This window comes from Halorhodospira halochloris (assembly GCF_002356555.2).
GTDB classification, from domain to species: domain Bacteria; phylum Pseudomonadota; class Gammaproteobacteria; order Nitrococcales; family Halorhodospiraceae; genus Halorhodospira; species Halorhodospira halochloris.
On record NZ_AP017372.2, the window covers coordinates 196,353 to 217,236 of the forward strand.

Here is a 20,884-nt window from a genome sequence, read left to right on the forward strand (position 1 = left end):
ATGCTGATACTAGAAGTTGCCGTGCCCCGGCCGCTGCACGAGAGACTCGATTACCTGCCGCCGGCAGATGGCACTCTCGATAATGTGGTAGGCAGGCGGATAAGAGTGCCATTGGGTAAGAGCAAAACGGTTGGGGTGGCTCTAGGAGTAAAGGAGGGTTCAAATATCCCCAGCCAGCGTCTTCGCCAGGCCGAGGAATGGGTCGATAACGAACCCCTACTCGATGCGGAACTAGTAAAAACCCTTACCTGGGCATCTCAGTATTACCGCTACCCAATAGGAGAGGTTCTTAGTAGCGCTTTGCCAGGGGTGCTGCGTCGCGGCGGCAAGGTGCAACGGGGGGAGGTCTGGTGGCGCCTTGATGAGCAGTTGCTCGGCGATGCAACTGCTGTTCGCCGCGCGCCACGTCAGGCCGAGTTGCGAGAGCGATTGCTCGCAGCCGGAGGCGCGGCTCGGTACGCAGATCTGGTTACCGAGTGTGCCGCCTGGCAGCGCGCTGGTCGTGAGTTGGAGCGGCGTGGCCTACTCCATCGTGAGCGGCGTCGCACGTCTAATATGCATGAGCAACCACCAGCCAGCTCTGCCCCACCGACTTTGCTCGACGCGCAGTTGCAGGCAGTAGAGCAGATCAACGCAGCCCGAGGGTTTCAGGTCTTTTTGCTGGATGGGGTAACCGGCAGCGGTAAGACAGAGGTCTATATACGAGCAGCCGAACAGGCCATAAACAATGGCCGACAAGTGCTTTTCTTGATGCCTGAAATTGGTCTAGCGCCACAACTGCTAAGGCGAGTAAAAGAGCGCTTGGGTGACAGCGTGGCAGTGCTTCACTCCGATCTGCCGGACGTTGAGCGGGCCCAGGCTTGGCTTGCCGCCCGCGATGCTGATGTGGCCGTAGTGTTAGGGACTCGCTCGGCGGTCTTTGCACCGCTGCCTAGGGCCGGATTGATAATAGTAGATGAGGAGCACGACCCAGCGCTCACCCAGCAAGATGGATTCCGTTATTCGGCGCGTGATCTCGCTGTGCTCCGGGCTCGCTATTTGGGGGTGCCGATTGTGCTTGGCTCTGCGACGCCATCGCTGGAGAGTCTGAACAATGTTGCTAGCGGCAGGTATCGGCAACTTGCCTTGCCGCAAAGGACGGGCTCGGCAAAATCACCTTCGATACAAGTGATAGATATCCGGTCGCGACCTCTTAAAGGCGGTCTCTCGGCGCCGTTGCAACAGGCCTTGGGTCGGCATCTGGAAGCCGGTCAACAGGTCATGTTATTTCTCAACCGCCGTGGTTATGCCCCTGTGCTTACCTGCCATGCTTGTGGGTGGATAGCTGAATGCCAGCGCTGCGATGCCCGCCTAACCGTCCACCGTCGGGCTGGCAATATGCGTTGTCATCACTGTGGGGCGAGCAGGCCCTTGCCGAGTGTCTGCCCGGGCTGCGGGGCTGGCGATCTGTTACCGCTGGGGCCGGGTACCGAGCGGCTTGAGGAGGCCTTGGCCGAGCTCTTTCCGCAATATAATCTGCTGCGCATTGATCGTGATACCACGCGCCGGCGGGGAGAGTTGGAAGCGCGCCTAGCGGCAGCCCATCGTGGTGATGCGCAACTGCTTATCGGGACGCAGATGCTGGCTAAAGGGCATCACCTGCCAGGCCTTACGCTGGTGGCAGTGGTGGATGTCGATCAGGGGCTGTTCGGTACCGATTTTCGGGCTACCGAAAGGTTGGCTCAGTTGGTGGTGCAAGTGGCGGGCCGGGCTGGGCGGGGGGATAATCCCGGCGAGGTCTTGCTGCAAACTCGTCACCCCGAGCACCCGCTGCTCCAAACCCTGTTAGAGAGCGGCTATGGAGCCTTTGCCGCAGAGCACCTGAATGAGCGCCGCGCGGCAGGACTGCCGCCGTTCGCCTCATTGGCATTGCTGCGTGCTGAAGCGGTAGATGCCAACGCCCCATATGTATTTCTCGAAGCTGCCGCGGATTGGGGTGCTTCTTTGACCCGGCGACAGCAATATGGCGTTGAACTACTGGGTCCCGTGCCCGCGCCTATGGAGCGCCGGGAAGGTCGGTATCGGGCTCAACTCATGCTTCGCTCTGAGTCACGCTACATGCTACAGGCATTCCTTGGTGATTGGGCAATAAAGCTGGCAGGCCTAAATGGTGCCAGGAAGGTGCGTTGGTCTTTGGACGTAGATCCTGTTGATACAGTTTAGCCGCTCCAGCCGCGCAAGCGCGCCCATAGCAGTCCAACGTATTCATGGATGGCACGCTCACTCTTGCGCAGCGCATGAGCAGAGGGGCGTAAGTCACCGGGATGGAAACCGCGGTCTGCTTCATCGGCACGCACCCGGTGGCGGGTCGGGGCTGCTACCGGGTCAAGTCCCGCGCCACGGAACAACGCCATAGCCCTGGGCATATGCGAGGCCTCGGTGACAACAACGATACTTCCCTTAGGTTGTCCCTCTCGGTTGGCTAGGAACTCAGCGACCCGTGTTGCTTCTTCGCGGGTATTGCGCGGCGTGGCGAATCTGACTACCTCATTCGCCGGTTCTATGCCGATCGATTGAGCTAGTTGGTGCATCACCTCTGAGTTCGGGGTGCTCCCGAAGACAGAACCCCCGGTGAGGATGAGAGTGCTCTGCGGTAACTGGTTGTGAATCCGCAGCCCCTCAAGCAATCTTACTGCTGCTGTGCTATTGGCCTGAGAGGTAATCGGCAGTTCGGGATCGAGACTATGGCCGTGGCCAAGAACAACGATATAACCTGGTTCCTCTCCCAAAGTTTCCGCTGGCTCCAGGATCGCCGGATACTGCCGCTCAAGTGGTGCGAGCAGGCGCTGCGCGGTTGGGTCCCAGCTCAGTACCCAAATTGCCAGCAGGGTAGCGATTAGGGCGCCGCGTCCGAGCCTATACCACTTGGTAAAGAGGAGGAGTACAGCGCCACAGGCGAGCACAAAGAACATGCTCAGCGGCATTATTAGCGCGCCGATTATCTTGGTCAACTCGAACAAAACGGTCTCCTCGCTATCTTTGTGCCCGAGCAGCAAGTTGCGGCCTTGGCCCGGTTGGCTCAGTTGGCCCAGTTGTTTGGCTAAGCACTATCCGCAATGGCGGGTGAGCGGTGCATAAGAGCTGCCTTAGGATCCTCCCTGCTGGATGATCTTGGCAATTATCGAACTGCTTGAACTGCCAGCTAATAAAGGCAGTGTTTGTACCTTACCGCCAGCGGCTGTTACCGCCTTGGCGCCGGCAATTTGCTCGGGGCAATAATCATCACCCTTAACAAGGACGTCGGGCAGCAACGTAGCGATGAGCCGCTCAGGGGTCTCCTCGCTGAAGGGGACCACCCAGTCGACCGCCTCCAAGGCGGCGACAACGGCCATGCGCTGTTCGAGGGGGAGAATCGGGCGGGTTGGCCCTTTTAATTGCCTTACTGAGTGGTCAGCATTGATTGCTACAACTAAGCGGTCACCGAGTTGCTTGGCCCTTTTGAGGTAGTCGACATGCCCGGCGTGGAGCAAGTCAAAACAGCCGTTTGTCATCACGATGGTCTCGCCCGCGGCGCGTGACTCGGCGACCGCAGCTAGTAGGCTCGTCTCATCGCTTACGCCTCTGTCCTCAGCCTCGCGGTGGGCAGATGAGCTCAAGGCCGACTGTAGCTCCGCCGGGGAGACTGTGGCAGTACCCAGTTTGCCGACCACAACCCCTGCTGCGCTGTTGGCCAGCTGTGCGGCATCAGCTAGCTCCAGGCCGGCGCCCAGGGCTGCGCCAAGCGTAGCGATAACCGTATCGCCAGCGCCGGTAACATCGAAAACTTCGCGCGCGCGGGTTGGCAGGTGGATGGCACCACCACAAGCAGGTGCGAGGGTCATGCCGGCTTCACCGCGAGTTACCAAGACTGCCCGTAAGTCGAGTTCTTTTGCCAGCAGCCCAGCCTTGGTGGCTATCTCATCAGCTGTTGCGCAGGTCCCAACCACCGCCTCAAGCTCGCCGAGGTTAGGGGTGATTATGTCAGCGCCGCGGTATTTCTCATAGTTTTGCCCTTTAGGATCGATCAATACAGGTATTGCCGCTGACCGAGCATGCTGGATCAGCGGTTGTGGATCGGGCAGGGCACCCTTGGCGTAGTCCGAAAGGATTAGGATATCGACACTTTTGAGCAGGCCGACCATGGCTTGCTTGGCGCTAGCTGTATCGAAGCCAGGGAAGCCCTGCTCGAAGTCGAGGCGTAATAACTGCTGATGCCGGCTGATGATGCGTAGTTTAGTAATCGTTGCGGCTTCTGCCAGCCGATGCAGGCGGCAGTTGCAGCCCGCATCGTTTAATTGGCTGGAGAGCGCGTCAGCCGCTTCATCATCACCGCTAGGGCCGCCGATCTCAACTTGAGCACCCAGTGCGCGGGCGTTGAGGGCAACATTGCCGGCCCCTCCGGGACGCTCGGCACAGTCACTTATGTGGACAACCGGCACCGGGGCTTCAGGTGATATGCGAGCGGTCGCCCCATACCAGTACCGATCGAGCATCAGGTCACCGAATACTGCTATTTTCACAGCGTTAAAGCATGGCAACTGAGAGTGCATCACCAACTAGCCCCGCTGTTTTTGTTCCGCCATCAGCCCAGGGAGGCTGACTGTGACAGGTTCTATGGCTTGGGTTTTGGGTTCGGCTTTGCCCTTGGCTGCGGTATATATATCATTACCTGCCGACTTGTTGCTGCTTGGTGTTGTACTGCTAATGCCTAGCCTCTGGCTTAACTGAGCGGGATCGAGATTGCTGAATTCCTTCTCCATCTCTGCTATGCGCTTATCCAGGGCCGCGACTCGCTCCGGGGTTAACTGAGCAGTTGCTGCTGCGGTGTTAGCAGTGGAGTGGGCAGGCTCAGGAGCCTGTTGAGCCAGTTTATGCTTATAAGAGTCCAGAGAAAGACGCAATTCCGCCGTTAACTCACGAAAGGGCTTGGTTAACAGGAGGACAAAGGCGTGCTCGAAGAACTCTTCAGGGCTCCTCGATTTGATCGGATCGGGAGAAAGCTCGAGGGTTGCTAGGCTGGTATTGGCCTGAGAGCCTATGCCTTCAGCTTCTAATACCTCTAAAACCGGTTCAATGGTCGCCTCGTTGCGTTTCTCGCCCCAGAAGCGAAATTCAGCGAATGCGGGCACGGGTAGAATAAATAGACCGCTCAATGCGGGAGTTTTGGTAGTGGTATCAGTTCTCTTGAACAGCTCCTGTTCGCGTGGCCAGAGTAGGTTTGCAGCAAATCTGACCATTTCAGCGGCATTCTTGTGTAAGTTTGCGTAGCTCTTAGCGTACCAACCCCGGTCGGCAAAGGAGCGGCGGATGAAATCAACCTTAATGCGTTGAGATAAGGCTTCTCTAACCTCTTGCCAATCAATCTCAGGCCCTTTGCGCTGCCGTGGGCGCTGCGGCTCGGTGAGATTGTCTAGGGCGGTTTGAATCGTAGTGGGCAGCTGCTGAGCTGAATGGTAGAGAGGCTGCTTAGGGCGCTCCAACTCCCTGACCTGCTCGGGCTCAACCAGGTTGCGCCAGTCAAAATCATGCCCCAAGGCCTTCTCCAGGACCTTGTCGGCCTCATCGCCAAGGCGTTCGGCCTCTGCCTCCAGGTTGCCGGTGATTAGCTGAGAATTTGGCGGCGAGCCTAGGCGCCATTGGATTTCGCTCTCAACCCTTATTGGTTCAAGCAACTCAATCTCCTGGGCGTCGGCGTCGATATTGTTCTGTAACGACTCCTGCAGCGATTTACAGAGCATTTCCAGGCACTTAATGCGCGATGCCTCGTGGCCGTTGGCAGTGCCCGCGGAGCCGGCAGGTGATTGGCTCAGCAATGTGCAGAACAAGCTCAGTTCTTCAGCATAGCTGCTGAGCTGCCGCTCGCGTTCGTCTGTAGCAAGACGCAGGGCCTTGCGTGGCTTAATTATGCCTTGGTCGGCGATACTTATGACTTTATCGTAGGCGCTTACCGTCTGCTCGGTTCGGGCATGCTGCAGGGCTTGATTGGCTGCCGTGCGGCGCCGGATGATGCCGGCTAGCCCCAAGCCTAGCCTAACTAATAACCATATTGCTAATAGTAGCGCGCTGAGCATGGCGCCCCACTCGGCGATTTGAGGGGCCAAGTACAGCGCCTCACTGCCGAGGTGCCGCTCAAGCTCTACCGCTAGAGGTTCTAGTTGCGGATCAGTGATATGTCCTTGTTGCCAAGCCAAGTAACTGCCTAGCCACACGAGCGCCAGCAGTAGCCCAGTGAGCTTTATGCCCCGTAGCATTTAATCCTCCTCAAGCCGCAAAATCGGATATTAGATGGCTTACCGGTGGCGGTAAGCTGTCCTGAGCGAGCCCCTAACAACCCCTGCTGCAATGCGCAATCAAGCAGGCAAGTTGGTAGCAGATCCCATGCGCGGGATTACAATAGCGACTTCTACGGCAAGGTCAATCGCGAACTGATTGATAAGTGGGGATTGCCTCTTTGTATATAAAGTCTACAGCCCTGCGATGCCTACTTGCCGGGCTATCACGATGGGCATTGTACTCTGCAGGCAGTCGCCCGAAAGGGTCCTCAAATATAGCGGCGCCGACCACAAAGGCTACAGCGCGTCGCCAGAATTTGTGAAATTGGTCATCCGGGTTTGTATCAAGAGCTTCCAAGGCATGGCGTACGACACGTAAACGCAAGCCTGGAGCGCGCTCCCTTATTGCCTCTTGCATCAGGGTCAGAACTAGGCTGTCTTTGGGGCCTCCTGTGCTGGCACTGGCGTGCAGCAACCGACTTCCCCAACCCTGAGGCACCATCCACGGGCCCATGCCGCGGGCCAAATCGCGGAGGATCCGGTCTTCCTCGGAGTTGCGGGCGACGGCACCGGCCACCATCCACATGCCGATCAATTCATCGAGTAACGGGCTCAGGTCTGATGCCGAGCCGCCCCTCAGGCAGGGGTGCAAGGCGGTGCAAGCGGCGCCAAGGGCTGCTGTGGCGTTTTCATGGTGAACAAAAGGGGTGCCGCTGTCATCCAAGCCGCGTTCTATAAGCAGTATAGGCGCACCGAGGCGGTCTCTCTCCAACAGCCCAATCAAGGTGGTTATAGCGTAGGCGGGGGGCTCATGCATCAGATCTATTGCCGGCACCTTCTCCCTTGCCCGCGGTCCGGCATTAAGCGCAGCTGCCCGATACCCGCTCTGCGTTGTATGAGTGCGCAGTTGCGAGCGGAGCAGGGTGATTCGATTGCTGCCGAAAGGCTCTTGGCTCACCACCGATCTTCCATGGATGTGCTAGTATCTTGTTGCATATAGACTACGTCGATTACTAATAGGTTACAATAAACACCTGCATGATGGTTACCCTACAAGGGGGGATGGCTATGCCAGAACAGTTTACTTACGAGCGAGCCGATCTTTTACAGTCGAATGCCGAGCGGCGGCGTGAGGTTAAAGCCGATGATCTGCCGGTGGTATGCCCAACCCCGGATAGCTACCTGTGGTCATCCCACCCTAAAGTATTTTTGCCGGTCCATGAAAGTGGTGAAGAGACTTGCCCCTATTGCGGCACCGTTTTTAGCCTTGCCGATGAAGACAGTTTAGCGGTTACAATCAAGGGGCAGCGTGAATGGAAGTAATTTTCGCGGTCAGTTGAGCCACTTGGGGGGGTGCTAGAAACCATTATGGGTGGCTTATCTCAAACGAGTTATTTAACAGTGTTTTCTCTTGATGCTTGGTTCATGAAGGCTTATCCAGCCACCGAGATGGATTATGATCAATAATGGTAGCGATGCTTGGTACTTGATTTATAGTAAACCACGCCAGGAAGACAAGGCGTGGTGGAATCTGGATAGTCAGGGGTTCAGATGCTATTTGCCGTATGTGCGAGTGCGGCGCTTGTACCGCAGGCGATATCAGTCTTGCGTCGAGCCGATGTTTCCCCGCTATCTGTTTATTCGGCTCGCCGCCGGGATAGAGGACTGGAGTCCGATACGTTCAACTCAGGGCGTGTCCGGATTGGTCAGGTTTGGGACCTGGCCGGCTCGGGTGCCCGATGACCTTGTAGATGCGATACGCGAGCGCACTGAACAAGGCTATCTAGATTTAAGTCCAGAGCCACTGCGGCGTGGAGACAAGGTGAAAGTCCTGGATGGCCCGTTCGCATCTTACGAGGGGGTGTTTCATGCCGAGCGCGGCGAGGAGCGAGCGATTATACTCCTGGATGTCGCTAACCAGCATACCCAGCTGACCATCTCGCAGCACAGCCTGGAGCGGGTCTGATCGAGATTAAGAGCGCAGCAGCACTTTGCGGTCTCGGCGTCACCGTGGGACGCCTCTAATCTCTGTCCCCTTGAGCCACTGGGCTGCCCCGGCGTGGAGGTCATGGCGCCAGAAATGGCGCCATGAAGCCTCCAAGGAAGGATTTACGGCGCCCTCCACGCCGGGGCAACCAAGCTGCTTAGGTGGTCTCTATAGACCTATGCAGAGCACCATGATCGAACTCACTAGTTACCAGGGCATCGCCAATTCCCTTAAGGAGCACCAACCGTATTCGGCCACCTTGGCTTTTCTTGTCGACGCTCATCAGTTCCAAAAAGCGCTCTAGCGGGATATTGGGTGGCCTTTGTGGTAAGCCGAGCTTGGCCAGCAACCTTTGAGTGCGTTGCAGATCTGCTTCGCAAAGCCAGCCGAGTTCTACCGACACACGGCAGGCCATACATATGCCTACCGCAACCGCCTCGCCATGTAGCCAAGCCGAGTAATTGGTGTAAGTCTCAATGGCGTGCCCGAAGGTATGACCTAGGTTTAATAAGGCGCGCACTCCCCCTTCTCTCTCGTCTGCCGCAACCACCTCGGCCTTATTGCGACAGGACTCGGCCACAGCATGGGCAAGTGCATCGGCGTCTTTAGCGAGCAGTTTGTCAGCATTACGCTCAAGCCAGGAGAAAAACTCCGGATCGCGGATCAGCCCGTATTTGACTACTTCAGCTAGTCCAGCGGCGAGTTCCCGCTCGGGTAAAGTGCCCAGTAGGTAGGTATCTGCGATAACAGCTTGGGGCTGGTGAAAGGCGCCGATCATATTTTTGCCCTGAGGGTGATTGACGCCGGTTTTGCCACCTACCGAGGAATCGACTTGGGCAAGCAGGGTAGTGGGTATTTGGACGAAGTTTATGCCCCGTTGGTAAGTGGCGGCACAAAAACCGGCTAGATCACCAATTACACCCCCGCCAAGGGCTATTATGGTCGCGGAGCGGTCGAAACGGCCGCTAATCAGGCTGTCGTAAACCCGTTCGCAGGTTGTGAGGGTCTTGTAACGCTCGCCATCCGGCAAAACCAGGTCGGTGACACTAACATTTTCCGGTGTTACCAGCTGACCCCGGTAGCGAGGACCTACCGTCTCGTTGGTGATCAAAAGGGCACGTGAGTCGGTTATGTGCCTGTCAAGCAGACCCTGCTTGATAAGGTCTGGGCCAATGTAGATAGGGTAGCTCCGCTCGCCAAGGTCAACTGTTAAGGTACGCATCAAGATCCCCGTTGTTCGATTTTTAACTTGTTCTGTGCTGGTACCGGTTACTCTTTTTCAAGTGTTGCTTCGATCCGCTTGGCAACGCCGCGGGCTCGTCCGCTGGAGCTTTCTATGACAAGGTCGGCGATTTGTCTGTAGAGCGGGTCACGTTGTTGCATCAGTTCTTCAAGGCGCTGCCGCGGGTTGGAGCTTTGCAGTAACGGCCGATTGGTGTCGTGGCGGGTCCTTTGTAGTTGGACCTGAACCGGGGTAAAAAGGTAGATCACTATGCCTCGCGCGCTTAGTGCATCGCGATTGCTCGGCGTGGTTACTGCTCCGCCGCCGGTCGCTAGGACTAGATGCTCCTGCTGAGTTAGTTGGTCAATGACAGCGGCTTCGCGCTGACGAAACCCCTGCTCGCCCTCAATATCGAAAATCCAAGGGATACTGACCCCTGTCTTGCGCTCAATCTCAGAGTCACTGTCAACAAACCTAAACCCCAGCCTGGAGGCGAGTTCACGGCCAATAGTCGTCTTGCCGGCACCCATCGGGCCGACGAGAAAGATCCTGGATGGGATGCGTCGTTGTGCCATTGTCTTAATTCTGTTGCAGCCGTGGGGGTAGGCATGGCCGAGTTAAGGCCGGGTCCCATTTTCCAGTCCATTATGGCACAGTAACCAGTCATGGATCCGCATCAAATGTACATAGATAACCAGTATATTATCTATGACGCTGAACGTCTGCAGCGGCCGGATACAAGCTTATTCGACCCTCTGGTGCTGCAGCGCAGGGGCGTTTGGTTAGGCGCTCCAGCCGGCGGTAGAGGGAGCGCTGGATACATTATCTTAGGTGGCGTACCTGCGGTGTTGCGGCGCTACCGCAGGGGAGGTATGTTCGCGCCTCTGCTCGGCGATCGGTATCTGTGGCTGGGGCTAGCGAAGACCCGGCCGTGGCGGGAGTGGAATATTCTCGCGCGTTTGCACTCGCAAGGTATGCCTGTCCCTGCTCCTATAGCTGCGCGGGTTCAGCGGCGGGGGGTATTTTACCGAGCAGACATTGTCGTCGAGCGAATTGACGCCGTTACCCTCGCGGAAAGGCTTAGTGCTGAAGCCCTAGCCCCTGATAACTGGTACGAGATAGGGCATGCGGTTGGTCGTCTGCACCTTGAGGGGGTCGATCATGCCGATTTGAATGCCCACAATGTGCTTATCAATAAGGGGGATGCCTTGAGGGTGCGAATTATCGATTTCGATCGTGCCAGGCTGCGCAGCCCGGGGCGGCGTTGGCAACTGCGCAATCTAGCCCGGCTGCAGCGCAGCCTGCTTAAGCTAGCGCGCCAGGATCCCGAGTTTAAAGCCCCTGATCAAAAGGCGCTGGCGGAGTTGCAGCGCGGCTGGAGCGAAGCCTTGCGTGATAGTCAGCAAGTTGCCAAATGAAAACCACACAACATCAGCATGGAAACGACTCGGCGCTTAATCGGTTGTGCCTGCTGCGTCTCTCAGCAATAGGTGATGTGACCCACGTTGTGCCCATAGTCCGGACGCTGCAAAGATATTTACCACAGTGCAGTCTAACCTGGGTCATCGGTAAAACCGAAGCGAGCTTGGTCGGCGATATTGAGGGCGTCGAGTTTATTGTCGTTGATAAAGGCGATGGGCTGTTTGGGGCAGCTAAGGGCTTAAAAAAAAGCTTGGCTAAGCGTCATTTCGATGTGCTTCTCAATATGCAGGCCTCGTGGCGCGCTAATATTCTAGCAAGTGTGGTAAACGCGCCACGCAAGATCGGCTTCGATCGGCAAAGGGCGCGCAATGGTCAGCAGCTATTTAGCAACGAGTCTGTTCGCGGCCCGCAGCGGGTCCATGTGCTGGATGGGTTTTTTCAGTTCGTTGAGGCGTTGGGCATTTATGAGCGCGAACTGCGCTGGGATATACCGGTCAGCGCTGCCGTTCAAGAGCGGGTTACTGGTTGGCTGCCGGCAGCTTCGCCGTTTCTGGTGATCAGCCCATGCAGTTCGCAGCGGACCCGAAATTTTCGCAATTGGTCAGCTCAGAACTACGCGGCTGTTGCCGAATATGCCTACGCAGAGCACGGCTTGGAGTTGGTTTTAACTGGTGGCCAGAGTGCCTTGGAAAGAGACTACGCTGAGGCTATACGCGGGAGTTTGGCGAGCCCGGTGATTGACCTGGTGGGTAAGACCTCGCTCAAGGAGCTCTATGCGCTGTTGCAAAGGGCTACCCTGTTTATTGGCCCAGACTCTGGGCCATTGCACATGGCTAATGCCGCTGGAGCCGGAGTGATTGGGCTTTATGCCACCTCCAACCCGCAGCGCACAGGTCCTTATCTACATCTTGATCGGGTTGCCAATCGTTACCCTGAGGCGGCTAGCGAAGAGTTAGGGTGCAGCCCGGAGCAGCTGCGCTGGGGGGTGCGGGTGCGCAGTCCCGATGCAATGCAGCGTATCAGCGTCGCAGAGGTTTGTGCTCGTATCGACGAGTTGCTTGGTACAAGAGACAAGGCATAGTCTGGACAGATAAGAAATGACAGGAGCAGTCACAACACCTTTTGCAAGCCCACTACCGTGTGCAGTCAGCGAGCAGAACAGCCGTGGGCGGCGCTACAGCGAGCCCCATCCCGGCCATCGCAACCAGTTCCAGCGGGATCGTGATCGGATCATCCATAGCGCAGCATTTCGCCGCCTTGAGTATAAGACTCAGGTCTTTGTTAATCATGAGGGTGATCTTTATCGCACACGTTTGACCCACACCCTTGAGGTTGGTCAGATCTCGCGTACCTGCGCCCAGGCCCTGGGATTGAATGTCGATTTGGTTGAGGCAATCGCCCTAGCCCACGATCTGGGCCACACGCCATTTGGGCATGCTGGCCAGGATGCCCTGGCTGCCTGTATGGAAGGGCTGGGTGGTTTTGAACACAACATCCAGTCACTACGCGTCGTGGATGAGCTGGAGACCCGCTACGCGGAATTTGACGGGCTTAATCTGACCTTTGAGAGCCGCGAGGGGTTGCTCAAACGCTGCTCCAGAGACAAAGCGATCCAGCTTGGAGATGTTGCTGCGCGCTTTATCGACGGTGGCCAGCCGACGCTTGAGGCGCAGCTGGTCAATGTCTGCGATGGTATCGCCTATAACAGCCACGATGTTGATGACGGGCTGCGCTCGGGTTTGATCAGCGTAACCGAGTGCCGCCATAACGAATTACTGGCACCGTTATTCGCGGAGGTGGAGTCTGCATATCCGCAGTTGAATGAAAGGCGCGTTATATATGAGGTAGTGCGGCGGATGATAAATGTGCAGGTTGAGGACCTTATCGCCGAGTCGAGGCGGCGTATCCACCAAGCAGCGCCGTCTAGCGTTGAGCAAGTGCGCAAATGCGATAAGCCGCTTATCGGTTTCAGCGCGGATATGGCGCGGCGCCACCAGCTCTTAAAAGACTTTCTCTTTGCCCGGCTCTATCGCCATTACCGTGTTGCGCGCATGGTCAATAAGATGCAGCGGGTGGTCAATGAGATTTTTCATCTCTTGCTCGATGAGCCGAATCTGATGCCAGACCAACCCCGCCGATTAGCCGCTCATGCTGCCGCCAAATATGGCCGCAGAGGTCATGCCCGAGCAGTTTCAGACTACATAGCCGGCATGACAGATCGATTCGCGCTTGAGGAGCATCGGCGGTTGTTCCGGCCCGAGGAGTTGACTTAGCCTTTAGGGATTGCTGAAGCCGCTGCTACGCGAGTTTTGCTTGGTCATCGCGGCAGTCCATTGGCGCTTGCCTTGAGGGCGCCTCTAAAACCTCCCCTGAGCCAATTTGCTGCCCCGGTGTGGAGGAGGACGCCGTTAGTCCATCCCTGGAGGCTTCATGGCGCCATCCCTGGCGCCAAGACCTCCACACCGGGGCAGCTAATTGGCTCAGGGGAGGTTTTTTGAGGTTCCTTTGAGAGTGGCCCTTGAGAATGGTTAGAAGCTTGCAGCAGTACCCTCTGTGGTGGACAAGTCGGCAGCTGAGTGCATAACCCTGGGAGTGACGAATATCAACAACTCTTGATAGCGGTTACGCTCGCGGCTTTGGCGAAAGAGCCTACCCAGTATGGGTATTTGGCCTAACCACGGGACCCAGCGTTCTTCTTCATGCTGTTCATATTCGCGCACGCCTCCGAGGATCACGGTCTCGCCGTCTTCCACCCGCATGTGGGTGGTAACTGCCTGGGTATCAATGCTGGGTACACCCGCAAATACCTGCCCAACAGCGTCTTTGGTTACCTCAAGTTGCAGACTGACACTGTTGTCGTTGCTGATTACGGGTGTGACCGTCAGAGATAGGGCGGCATCGCGGAAGGCTACGGTAGTTGCGCCCGATTCGGCGCTTTGCTGATAAGGGATTTGTACCCCTTGCTCTATCCTTGCCTGTCGCCGCTGCGTGGTAAGCACCCTGGGGCTGGAGACAACCCTGCCGTGGCCCTCTGCCTCCATGGCAGATAGCTCGAATTGCAGCAAGCTACTGCCGATCTTACCTACCGCGAAGCCAAACTGCCCTCCACTGTCTATCTGGGGCAGATCGATTAATAGTGCATCGAGACCATTTTCTGTGGATCCGCTTAGCAGGCTATTGGTGCTGCCGAGCAAATGGCTAGATGAGCTGCGCCGCTCCAATCCGAGGCGGCTGCCCAAGTCGAGAGTATAATCGCCGGAAGCAAGAACAATCCGCGCTTCGACCATGATCTGCTTCTCGTGCTTATCCAGCTGGGCAATTAGCTCTTGGGCGGATTGAATATTGGCCGGCGAATCGCGAAGCACGATGGTGTTAGTGCGCACGTCGGTGCTTGCCGAGCCGTTCTGGGAGATAGCGCCACTGCTTCTTAAAAGTTTTGCTACTGCTTCTGCCTCAGCATTATGCAGCGGTATAGCTGACAGTTGCAGGGTTTCTGCGCCCATACTGTGGGTCATTTCAAGACCCGCGAGCGCACTGGAACCATCGCTTGTGGCGATCTGGTTATGAAAGGGGTCGTCTACTCTGGATGCGTTTGCAGCGCTGAGCAGAGGAGGGGCTATTGTTAAGATAGCCACCAGGACCCAACGGTATGATGGCAGGCGCCAAAAAACATTCCGGGTGTAAGCGGTCACAACTGCCATTAAACTGACTCCGAGGCCGAAAAGAGCGTCAACTCGACGTCAACTTGTACCTGCTGGTCACTTGCCCGGCGCAGCCAAATGTTTTCCAGGCCAAGCAAAGGATCGAGCCTGGCTAGCTTGGCTAGCCAGGCCCGGATTGCAGCATAATCGCCTAATAACCCGAGGTTCAGCCTCGACTGCGAGGGGCTGGCACCGTTATCGGTTTCGTTGTGCTGCAGCCGGGTTAGGGTAATGTCGTAATCATCAATCTGCTTGGCGATGGCTGCTGACTGATTGCCGAGCGAGTCATGTGCCCTCTCGATATTGCCCTTTGCAGGGGAAGGTGGTTGGCCGGCGCTGGTAATGATAAGGGTGGTAGTGCCCTCGGAGTTTTCAATCCGGTTCAGACGCGGCGATTTAAGGCCGGATTTGCCGAGTAGACTGACGTATTCATGGCCCTGGTGGGCTTTTCTGGTTTGGGCCTGAAGCGAGATCTGATCGCCGTTGAAGCGAACTTCGGTAAGCCATAAATTGGCTGGCCTGGATTCGGCGATCAAGTCCAACCAGTGGGTTATATTGCGCCGACGTATGTCTGCCTGCAGCTGCTCGCGGGGAATTGTGTGGTGGCCTTTGTGGCCATTCTTTGTTGCCACAACGGATGCAGGTCTCACAGCCAGTTCATGCTCAGAGGGCTGCGCATATTTTGCCGTGTTTGGCGGTTCGTCGGGTTCGTCGAAGCGCCCGGCCAGGGCATCTTGAGGGCCAAATTTAAGATTGGTGAACAAGGCTATGCAGCCGAGTAAGGCGGCAAGTATAGCGCCTGTCTTCTTAGAGTTAGTGGGCGGCTGCGTGCTCGTCGGTGGTTGGGCACCAACTAGGTTAACTGCGCCTTTGTTGCGTGCAGCAATAATCAGCGCGGCACTTAGCTTGGCAGCCGGGGTACGCGGGTAATTTCCTGCTACTGGTAGTCTGCCTCTGCAGGCGCGCAGGGCATCACGGCTTGGAATAAGTGCATAGAGCTTAAAATCTGTTCCTGCAGTCAGGTTGTTGGCCGCCCTGAGGCTGGTTTGGTTGGTGGCAACAAACCGAGCGCTGGAGCCATGCTGTTTGGTCAGGCGATAACGCCATGCTGAGGCAGGGGCTGGCAGTTTTCGTCTGATCAGCAAACGGATCAGAGCGGTGCGCTCACGTCGGTTACGGTGCCTTGGTATGGCTATAGCGTGCCTTTTGACATAGGCTTCCGGGAGGGCTAGAGCCACCTTTGCCCGGCTTATCCCTAGTCTTTGGCAGGCTAATTTGAAGGCGTTGCGCCTTCCTGCTGCACCGTCTTCGGTTATGGGTTGGGCAGTATAGCTGTAAACCCCGCGTTGGTCAGCTGCTACATGTACGGCATCACCGGCAATTAATACGCCGACTTGCGTAGGGCGCAAGATATTCATAGCGTCTCCTCCGTGAGACGGGTTGTGTGCATCCTTGCACGAGCTTCTGTTTAGCTCTGCTTTTTGCTAGCATTGGAATCTATTAGAAGGTGCAAGCTTTAAGCTCTTCCTATCGGGCGCCTCTAAAACTCCTCCCCGGAGCCACTCAACCGCCCCGGCGCGGAGGCCTGGTGCCAGGGATGGCGCCATGAATCCTCCAGGTGTTGATCCACGGCGTTCGCCGCCGGAGCATTTGAGTCGCTCCGGGGGGTTAGAGGTTCCCTGTCCACCGACCGAATTATATCCATATTTTTTGTGGATAGGATACTTTTTTGTTGGAGATGCAGAAAATTTTTTACAATCAGGGCAGGGCTCAGGGGGGCTCGTCACGAAACCACCCATGGCAATGCTTCTGGATAAGTTAGTATACTGAAACCGAATCAACCCCCGGGCGAAGGCCCTGAGAATGACTCTATGAATCGCTTGTTGCGTGTCCTGCTTGTATCTGCGGTCGGCGTTGTTAGTGTCGGCTTTGCTATCGCCGTGGTGATGATTGCTTATGCGGCTTTCGTGCTGTGGCCACAACTTCCCTCAGCCGATTCGCTGCGTGAAATCCGCCTCCAGGAGCCGCTGCGCGTGGTTAGCGCGGAGGGCGATCTATTAGCCGAATATGGCGAGCAGCGTCGGCAGCCGAAAGACTTCGATGAATTTCCTACGGACCTTGTTCTCGCCTTCATAGCTGCGGAAGACGACCGCTTCTTCCAACATCCGGGGGTCGACTATCAGGGTATGGCCCGCGCCATTGCCTATGTGCTGCGCGAGCGCGAGTTTGGTCCGGGAGGCTCAACCATCACTATGCAGGTTGCGCGTAACTTTTTCCTCAGTCGCGAACAGACTATTTTGCGCAAGGCCAATGAAATGCTCCTTGCTCTGCAGATAGAGCGCACCCTGACCAAGGAGGAGATACTGGAGCTCTATCTCAACAAGATATATATGGGTAATAGGGCTTATGGCGTCGCGGCGGCTGCCGAGGTCTACTACGGCAAGTCACTTGATGAGCTAGATTTAGCTCAGATGGCGATGATCGCCGGACTGCCGAAGGCACCATCTGCCTTTAACCCGATCCGCAATCCGCAGCGGGCCTTACAACGTAGGGCATACGTATTAGCGCGGATGTATCAGGAAGGGTTCATCAGTCATGAGCGTTATGAGCAAGCCAATGCTGCCCCGGTAACCGCCCGTCTGCACGCCCCGCGGATCAATGTTGATGGGAGATATGTGGCGGAAATGGCCCGCCAACAGATGGTCGACCTGTATGGCGAGGAAGAGGCATACACTGGCGGCTTTAAGGTCTATACGACCGTCCACAGTGAGTACCAACAAGCCGCAAATCGCTCTTTGCGGCGGGCACTGGAGGACTACGATAGAAGGCATGGCTATCGTGGTCCTGAAGGCAGGGTTAGCGAAGAGCAACTTAATGACCCCCAAATTTTGGAGCAGCAACTGCGCGCACACCCTCCCTTTGGCGGCTTAATCGCCGGGATAGTGCTTGAAGTAGAGGAGGATGCGGCGTGGGTTTTGGTGCGTGATGACGATGTTTTGCGAGTGCCATTCTCGAGTATGGAGTGGGCACGCGAATATATAGATGCCAATCGCCGCGGCGCGGCACCAGAAAGTGCCAAAGACGTTGTCAGTCGTGGCGATATAATTCGTGTGGCTAGGCGGGGCGATGATAGCGGGCTGTTTCGGGCTGTCCCTGAGGCTGAGGGGGCGTTGGTATCGCTGTCACCGGTTGACGGTAGGATCTTTGCGCTCAGCGGGGGATATGATTTCCGGCGCAGCTCTTATAACCGTGCGGTACAGGCGAATCGGCAGACCGGCTCGGCGTTTAAGCCATTTATTTACTCTGCAGCCCTTGAACATGGGTACACGGCAGCCTCTATAGTGAATGATGCCCCGGTGGTGTTTCAGGATGATGCGCTCGAAGGCTACTGGCGCCCGGGCAACTACACTGGGCGTTTTTATGGTCCGACGCGCTTGCGCGAGGCGCTGGTATTTTCACGCAACTTGGTCTCAATAAGGGTGTTGCGCGATATCGGGGTGGGCCGGGCTATCGAGCACGTCACCCGTTTTGGGTTCGATCGCGGTGGCTTGCCCGCAGATCTGTCGCTAGCTTTGGGCAGCAATAGTGCGACCCCTCTGCAAATGGCTCGCGGGTTCGCGGTTTTTGCCAACGGTGGTTTCTTGGTTGAGCCGAATGTGATCGAGAGGGTAGAAGACCCAAGTGGCGATGTTGTCTTTGCCCCAAACTTTCCGCAGGCTTGTAAGCTGTGTGATGATGGTCCCCGTTTGCTGGGTCACGGCATGGAGGAGTTCGACGTGCTCGACTTGCCGCCTTTAGCCCCGCGTAAGATTGCTGAAGATAACGCCTGGATTATTGGGGACATTCTTGCCGATGTAATGACCAGGGGAACCGGCCGGGGAGCGCTGCGGTTAGTCAACCGCGGTGATATGGCGGGGAAGACTGGTACCACCAACGACCTGCGCGATGCTTGGTTCGTTGGGTATACCCCGGATATGGTCACCGCAGCTTGGGCGGGGTTCGATGACCAGCGGACCCTGGGGGCTCGAGAGACAGGTGCGGCTGTGGCCCTCCCTATGTGGTCGAGGTATATGGCTACTGCACTGGAACGGGTCGAAGAGAGAAGTATTGCCCGTCCGGAGGGTCTGGTAACAGTGCGCATAAATCCAGAATCGGGAAAAGTTACCGGCTCTGATAATCCTGACGCCGTATTTGAGACATTCCGCGAAGATTCGGTGCCGGTGCGAGAGGAAGGTGATGGCAGGGATGGGCGTGGTCGCGGAGCCGAGCGTGAGATATTTTAGCAGTGGAGAGTATTGTTATGGCGCGGCGCGGCGCGAGTCCTCGAGATCAGCGGATGCGGGTCAGTCTGATTCGTGAGGCGGCACGTCTTATGGCCGAGGAAGGCATAAAGGACTACTTTACCGCTAAACGTAAGGCGGCCCAGCGTCTTGGGGCAGCAGATACTCATAATCTGCCGAAGAATCAGGAAATACAGGACGCCCTGATTGAGTATCAAGAGGTGTTCGGGGGGGCTGAGCACTTGGCTCAGCTCCATGAGTTGCGCCGTGAGGCGGTAAAGGCCATGGAGCTTTTTGAGCGTTTTCGCCCCCGCTTAGTTGGGCCAGTGCTATTGGGCACAGCTGATAGTAGCTCAGGCGTACAGTTGCACCTGTTTGCTGATACGCCCGAGACGGTACTCTTTTTTCTGATGGATCGCGGTATTCCGTTCGATCCCGATGAGCGCAGGCTGCGATTTGGCAAGGATGGGTGGGCGGTTTTGCCGGTATTCAGGTTTATGGCTGGAAATACTGAGGTTGAACTCACCGTGTTTAACGAAAACGGCCTGCGTGAGGCACCACGAAGCGAAGTCCACGGCCGCCCGATGGAGCGTGCCTCTCTAAACGAAGTCCGCTCTATGATAGATGGCGCAGAGGTTTAATAACCGATGAGCCGGATTCAGCGGTTTTGGATGTCTACGTAGTCGCGCCTAGCCGCACCAGTGTATAGCTGACGAGGCCTGCCGATTCGCTGTTCCGGGTCAGAGACCATCTCATTCCACTGCGCTAGCCAGCCTGGGGTGCGGCCGAGAGCAAACATAACTGTGAAGAAATCGGTTGGGATGCCGAGGGCGCGGTAGATTATGCCTGAGTAGAAGTCGACGTTGGGATAGAGCTTACGTTCTATGAAGTAGTCATCCTCAAGTGCCCGCTGCTCAAGCTCCATAGCTATCTCAAGCTGTGGGTCGTTGCTTATGCCAAGGTCATTCAGGACGTCGTGGCAAGTCTTACGGATGATATTGGCGCGCGGGTCAAAATTCTTGTAGACACGGTGGCCGAAGCCCATCAAGCGGAAAGGATCATCCTTGTCTTTGGCTTTGGCTATGAATTTCGGCACCTGGTCAATATCGCCGATCTCTTGCAGCATGTTAAGTACCGCCTCATTGGCGCCGCCGTGCGCCGGCCCCCAGAGCGCAGCGCAGCCGCTGGCTATGGAGGCGAAGGGGTTGGTGCCGGTGGAGCTGGCTAAGCGTACCGTGGAGGTAGAGGCGTTTTGCTCGTGATCGGCGTGGAGGATTAGCAGCTGATCCAAGGCCCTCTCGTGGATCGGGTTTATTTCGTATGGCTCGGTAGGCCGCGAGAAGAGCATGTTGAGCAGGTTGCTGGTATAAGATAGGCGGTTTAGCGGATAGACAAAAGGTTCACCGGCCATATGCTTGTATGCCGCCGCAGCAATAGTTGGCATCTTGGCGAGAACCCGGTGGCAGGTAAGCTTGCGGTTTCCCGGGTCGTTGATGCGAATAGCGTCGTGATAAAAGGCCGATAGTGAAGCTACAACCCCAGTAAGCATGGCCATCGGGTGAGCGTTGTAGTGAAAGCCGTCGAAAAAGTCTTTCAACGACTCGTTTATCATGGTGTGCTCGGTTATAGCCCTGTTGAACTGATCAAGTTCTGTGCTGGTCGGTAATTCGCCATGCAAAAGCAGGTAAGAGACCTCGAGAAACGTACTCTGCTCAGCTAACTGCTCTATCGGGTAGCCGCGGTAGAGTAGAATGCCCTGGTCGCCATCGATGAAGGTAATGTCACTCCGGCAACTGGCTGTGGAGGTAAAGCCGGCGTCGTAGCTAAAGTAGCCGAACTCCTTAAAGAGGTTTTGTATCTCTACCACCTCCGGGCCGTGAGTCCCTTCCCGGACAGGCAGTTCCACGCTCTTGCCGGTGGCGTTGTCAGTTACTGTAACTGTCCGAGAAGCCATGAGTTATCCTCCGCGAGCCCGGCATTCT

General features: G+C 56.5%; 17 protein-coding genes. 8 read left to right on the top strand and 9 right to left on the bottom strand.

Going from position 1 to position 20,884, the window contains the following annotated elements:
• Nucleotides 1-2,202, top strand: a complete 2,202-nt coding sequence (locus HH1059_RS00930) for a primosomal protein N' (RefSeq protein WP_096407261.1) — start codon at nt 1-3, stop codon at nt 2,200-2,202.
• Here the strand turns inward: HH1059_RS00930 and HH1059_RS00935 are convergent.
• The 4 genes from HH1059_RS00935 to HH1059_RS00950 form a co-directional block, all read right to left on the bottom strand.
• On the bottom strand, nt 2,199-2,999 hold the full coding sequence (locus tag HH1059_RS00935; protein WP_096407264.1) for an ElyC/SanA/YdcF family protein: 801 nt from the start codon (nt 2,997-2,999) through the stop codon (nt 2,199-2,201). The genes HH1059_RS00930 and HH1059_RS00935 overlap by 4 nt on opposite strands.
• Nucleotides 3,000-3,125: 126 nt before the next feature.
• On the bottom strand, nt 3,126-4,568 hold the full coding sequence (hldE, locus tag HH1059_RS00940) for a bifunctional D-glycero-beta-D-manno-heptose-7-phosphate kinase/D-glycero-beta-D-manno-heptose 1-phosphate adenylyltransferase HldE (RefSeq protein WP_096410277.1): 1,443 nt from the start codon (nt 4,566-4,568) through the stop codon (nt 3,126-3,128).
• 6 nt (nt 4,569-4,574) lie between these two features.
• Nucleotides 4,575-6,269, bottom strand: a complete 1,695-nt coding sequence (locus HH1059_RS00945) for a hypothetical protein (RefSeq protein ID WP_096407266.1) — start codon at nt 6,267-6,269, stop codon at nt 4,575-4,577.
• A gap of 163 nt (nt 6,270-6,432) precedes the next feature.
• Nucleotides 6,433-7,248: a hypothetical protein gene (locus HH1059_RS00950; RefSeq protein ID WP_096407269.1), complete on the bottom strand. Its 816-nt coding sequence runs from the start codon at nt 7,246-7,248 to the stop codon at nt 6,433-6,435.
• Between the two features lie 110 nt (nt 7,249-7,358).
• Here HH1059_RS00950 and HH1059_RS00955 point away from each other — a divergent pair, with 110 nt between their 5' ends.
• Together HH1059_RS00955 and rfaH are read left to right on the top strand one after the other, a co-directional pair.
• On the top strand, nt 7,359-7,613 hold the full coding sequence (locus HH1059_RS00955) for a zinc-finger domain-containing protein (RefSeq protein ID WP_096407271.1): 255 nt from the start codon (nt 7,359-7,361) through the stop codon (nt 7,611-7,613).
• Nucleotides 7,614-7,746: 133 nt separating this feature from the next.
• Nucleotides 7,747-8,256 carry a transcription/translation regulatory transformer protein RfaH gene (rfaH, locus tag HH1059_RS00960; RefSeq protein ID WP_096407274.1) on the top strand — a complete coding sequence of 170 codons (510 nt, stop codon included), beginning with the start codon at nt 7,747-7,749 and terminating at the stop codon, nt 8,254-8,256.
• Between the two features lie 178 nt (nt 8,257-8,434).
• Here rfaH and aroB read toward each other — a convergent pair whose 3' ends face one another.
• On the bottom strand, nt 8,435-9,499 hold the full coding sequence (gene aroB / locus HH1059_RS00965) for a 3-dehydroquinate synthase (protein ID WP_096407276.1): 1,065 nt from the start codon (nt 9,497-9,499) through the stop codon (nt 8,435-8,437).
• Nucleotides 9,500-9,546: 47 nt separating this feature from the next.
• Nucleotides 9,547-10,074: a shikimate kinase AroK gene (gene aroK, locus HH1059_RS00970; protein WP_096407279.1), complete on the bottom strand. Its 528-nt coding sequence runs from the start codon at nt 10,072-10,074 to the stop codon at nt 9,547-9,549.
• Nucleotides 10,075-10,164: 90 nt separating this feature from the next.
• Between aroK and HH1059_RS00975 the strand changes: the two genes are divergently transcribed.
• Genes HH1059_RS00975 through HH1059_RS00985 form a run of 3 tightly spaced genes read left to right on the top strand, consistent with a single transcriptional unit; the run spans nt 10,165 to nt 13,194 of the window.
• Entirely contained in the window at nt 10,165-10,917 is a 753-nt protein-coding gene (locus HH1059_RS00975) for a 3-deoxy-D-manno-octulosonic acid kinase (protein WP_096407281.1), read from the top strand.
• Entirely contained in the window at nt 10,914-12,002 is a 1,089-nt protein-coding gene (locus HH1059_RS00980; protein ID WP_096407284.1) for a glycosyltransferase family 9 protein, read from the top strand. Before HH1059_RS00975 ends, HH1059_RS00980 begins: the two co-directional genes overlap by 4 nt.
• 16 nt (nt 12,003-12,018) lie before the next feature.
• On the top strand, nt 12,019-13,194 hold the full coding sequence (locus HH1059_RS00985; RefSeq protein WP_096407286.1) for a deoxyguanosinetriphosphate triphosphohydrolase: 1,176 nt from the start codon (nt 12,019-12,021) through the stop codon (nt 13,192-13,194).
• 255 nt (nt 13,195-13,449) lie between these two features.
• On the opposite strand, the gene pilQ is transcribed toward HH1059_RS00985, so the two are convergent.
• Nucleotides 13,450-14,436: a type IV pilus secretin PilQ gene (gene pilQ, locus HH1059_RS00990; protein WP_162549269.1), complete on the bottom strand. Its 987-nt coding sequence runs from the start codon at nt 14,434-14,436 to the stop codon at nt 13,450-13,452.
• Nucleotides 14,437-14,621: 185 nt separating this feature from the next.
• On the bottom strand, nt 14,622-16,040 hold the full coding sequence (locus HH1059_RS00995) for a hypothetical protein (protein ID WP_096407291.1): 1,419 nt from the start codon (nt 16,038-16,040) through the stop codon (nt 14,622-14,624).
• Nucleotides 16,041-16,493: 453 nt separating this feature from the next.
• On the opposite strand from HH1059_RS00995, the gene HH1059_RS01000 reads away from it, so the two are divergent.
• Both HH1059_RS01000 and HH1059_RS01005 read left to right on the top strand, forming a co-directional pair.
• Nucleotides 16,494-18,905: a penicillin-binding protein 1A gene (locus HH1059_RS01000; protein WP_096407294.1), complete on the top strand. Its 2,412-nt coding sequence runs from the start codon at nt 16,494-16,496 to the stop codon at nt 18,903-18,905.
• A gap of 17 nt (nt 18,906-18,922) precedes the next feature.
• The gene (locus HH1059_RS01005; protein ID WP_096407296.1) at nt 18,923-19,543 is read left to right on the top strand and encodes a hypothetical protein; all 621 of its coding nucleotides are present in this window, start codon (nt 18,923-18,925) and stop codon (nt 19,541-19,543) included.
• A gap of 17 nt (nt 19,544-19,560) precedes the next feature.
• On the opposite strand, the gene HH1059_RS01010 is transcribed toward HH1059_RS01005, so the two are convergent.
• Complete coding sequence (locus HH1059_RS01010) at nt 19,561-20,856, bottom strand: citrate synthase (protein ID WP_096407299.1); 1,296 nt, start codon at nt 20,854-20,856, stop codon at nt 19,561-19,563.
• Between the last annotated feature and the right edge of the window lie 28 nt (nt 20,857-20,884).

Coding starts and splice junctions, on each gene's coding strand:
- HH1059_RS01000 (WP_096407294.1), top strand. CDS start 16,494: ATGAATCGCTTGTTGCGTGTCCTGCTTGTATCTGCGGTCGGCGTTGTT.
- pilQ (WP_162549269.1), bottom strand. CDS start 14,436: ATGACCCACAGTATGGGCGCAGAAACCCTGCAACTGTCAGCTATACCG.
- aroB (WP_096407276.1), bottom strand. CDS start 9,499: ATGCGTACCTTAACAGTTGACCTTGGCGAGCGGAGCTACCCTATCTAC.
- aroK (WP_096407279.1), bottom strand. CDS start 10,074: ATGGCACAACGACGCATCCCATCCAGGATCTTTCTCGTCGGCCCGATG.
- HH1059_RS00995 (WP_096407291.1), bottom strand. CDS start 16,040: ATGAATATCTTGCGCCCTACGCAAGTCGGCGTATTAATTGCCGGTGAT.
- hldE (WP_096410277.1), bottom strand. CDS start 4,568: ATGCACTCTCAGTTGCCATGCTTTAACGCTGTGAAAATAGCAGTATTC.
- HH1059_RS01010 (WP_096407299.1), bottom strand. CDS start 20,856: ATGGCTTCTCGGACAGTTACAGTAACTGACAACGCCACCGGCAAGAGC.
- HH1059_RS00985 (WP_096407286.1), top strand. CDS start 12,019: ATGACAGGAGCAGTCACAACACCTTTTGCAAGCCCACTACCGTGTGCA.
- rfaH (WP_096407274.1), top strand. CDS start 7,747: ATGATCAATAATGGTAGCGATGCTTGGTACTTGATTTATAGTAAACCA.
- HH1059_RS00930 (WP_096407261.1), top strand. CDS start 1: ATGCTGATACTAGAAGTTGCCGTGCCCCGGCCGCTGCACGAGAGACTC.
- HH1059_RS01005 (WP_096407296.1), top strand. CDS start 18,923: ATGGCGCGGCGCGGCGCGAGTCCTCGAGATCAGCGGATGCGGGTCAGT.
- HH1059_RS00945 (WP_096407266.1), bottom strand. CDS start 6,269: ATGCTACGGGGCATAAAGCTCACTGGGCTACTGCTGGCGCTCGTGTGG.
- HH1059_RS00975 (WP_096407281.1), top strand. CDS start 10,165: ATGGATCCGCATCAAATGTACATAGATAACCAGTATATTATCTATGAC.
- HH1059_RS00980 (WP_096407284.1), top strand. CDS start 10,914: ATGAAAACCACACAACATCAGCATGGAAACGACTCGGCGCTTAATCGG.
- HH1059_RS00955 (WP_096407271.1), top strand. CDS start 7,359: ATGCCAGAACAGTTTACTTACGAGCGAGCCGATCTTTTACAGTCGAAT.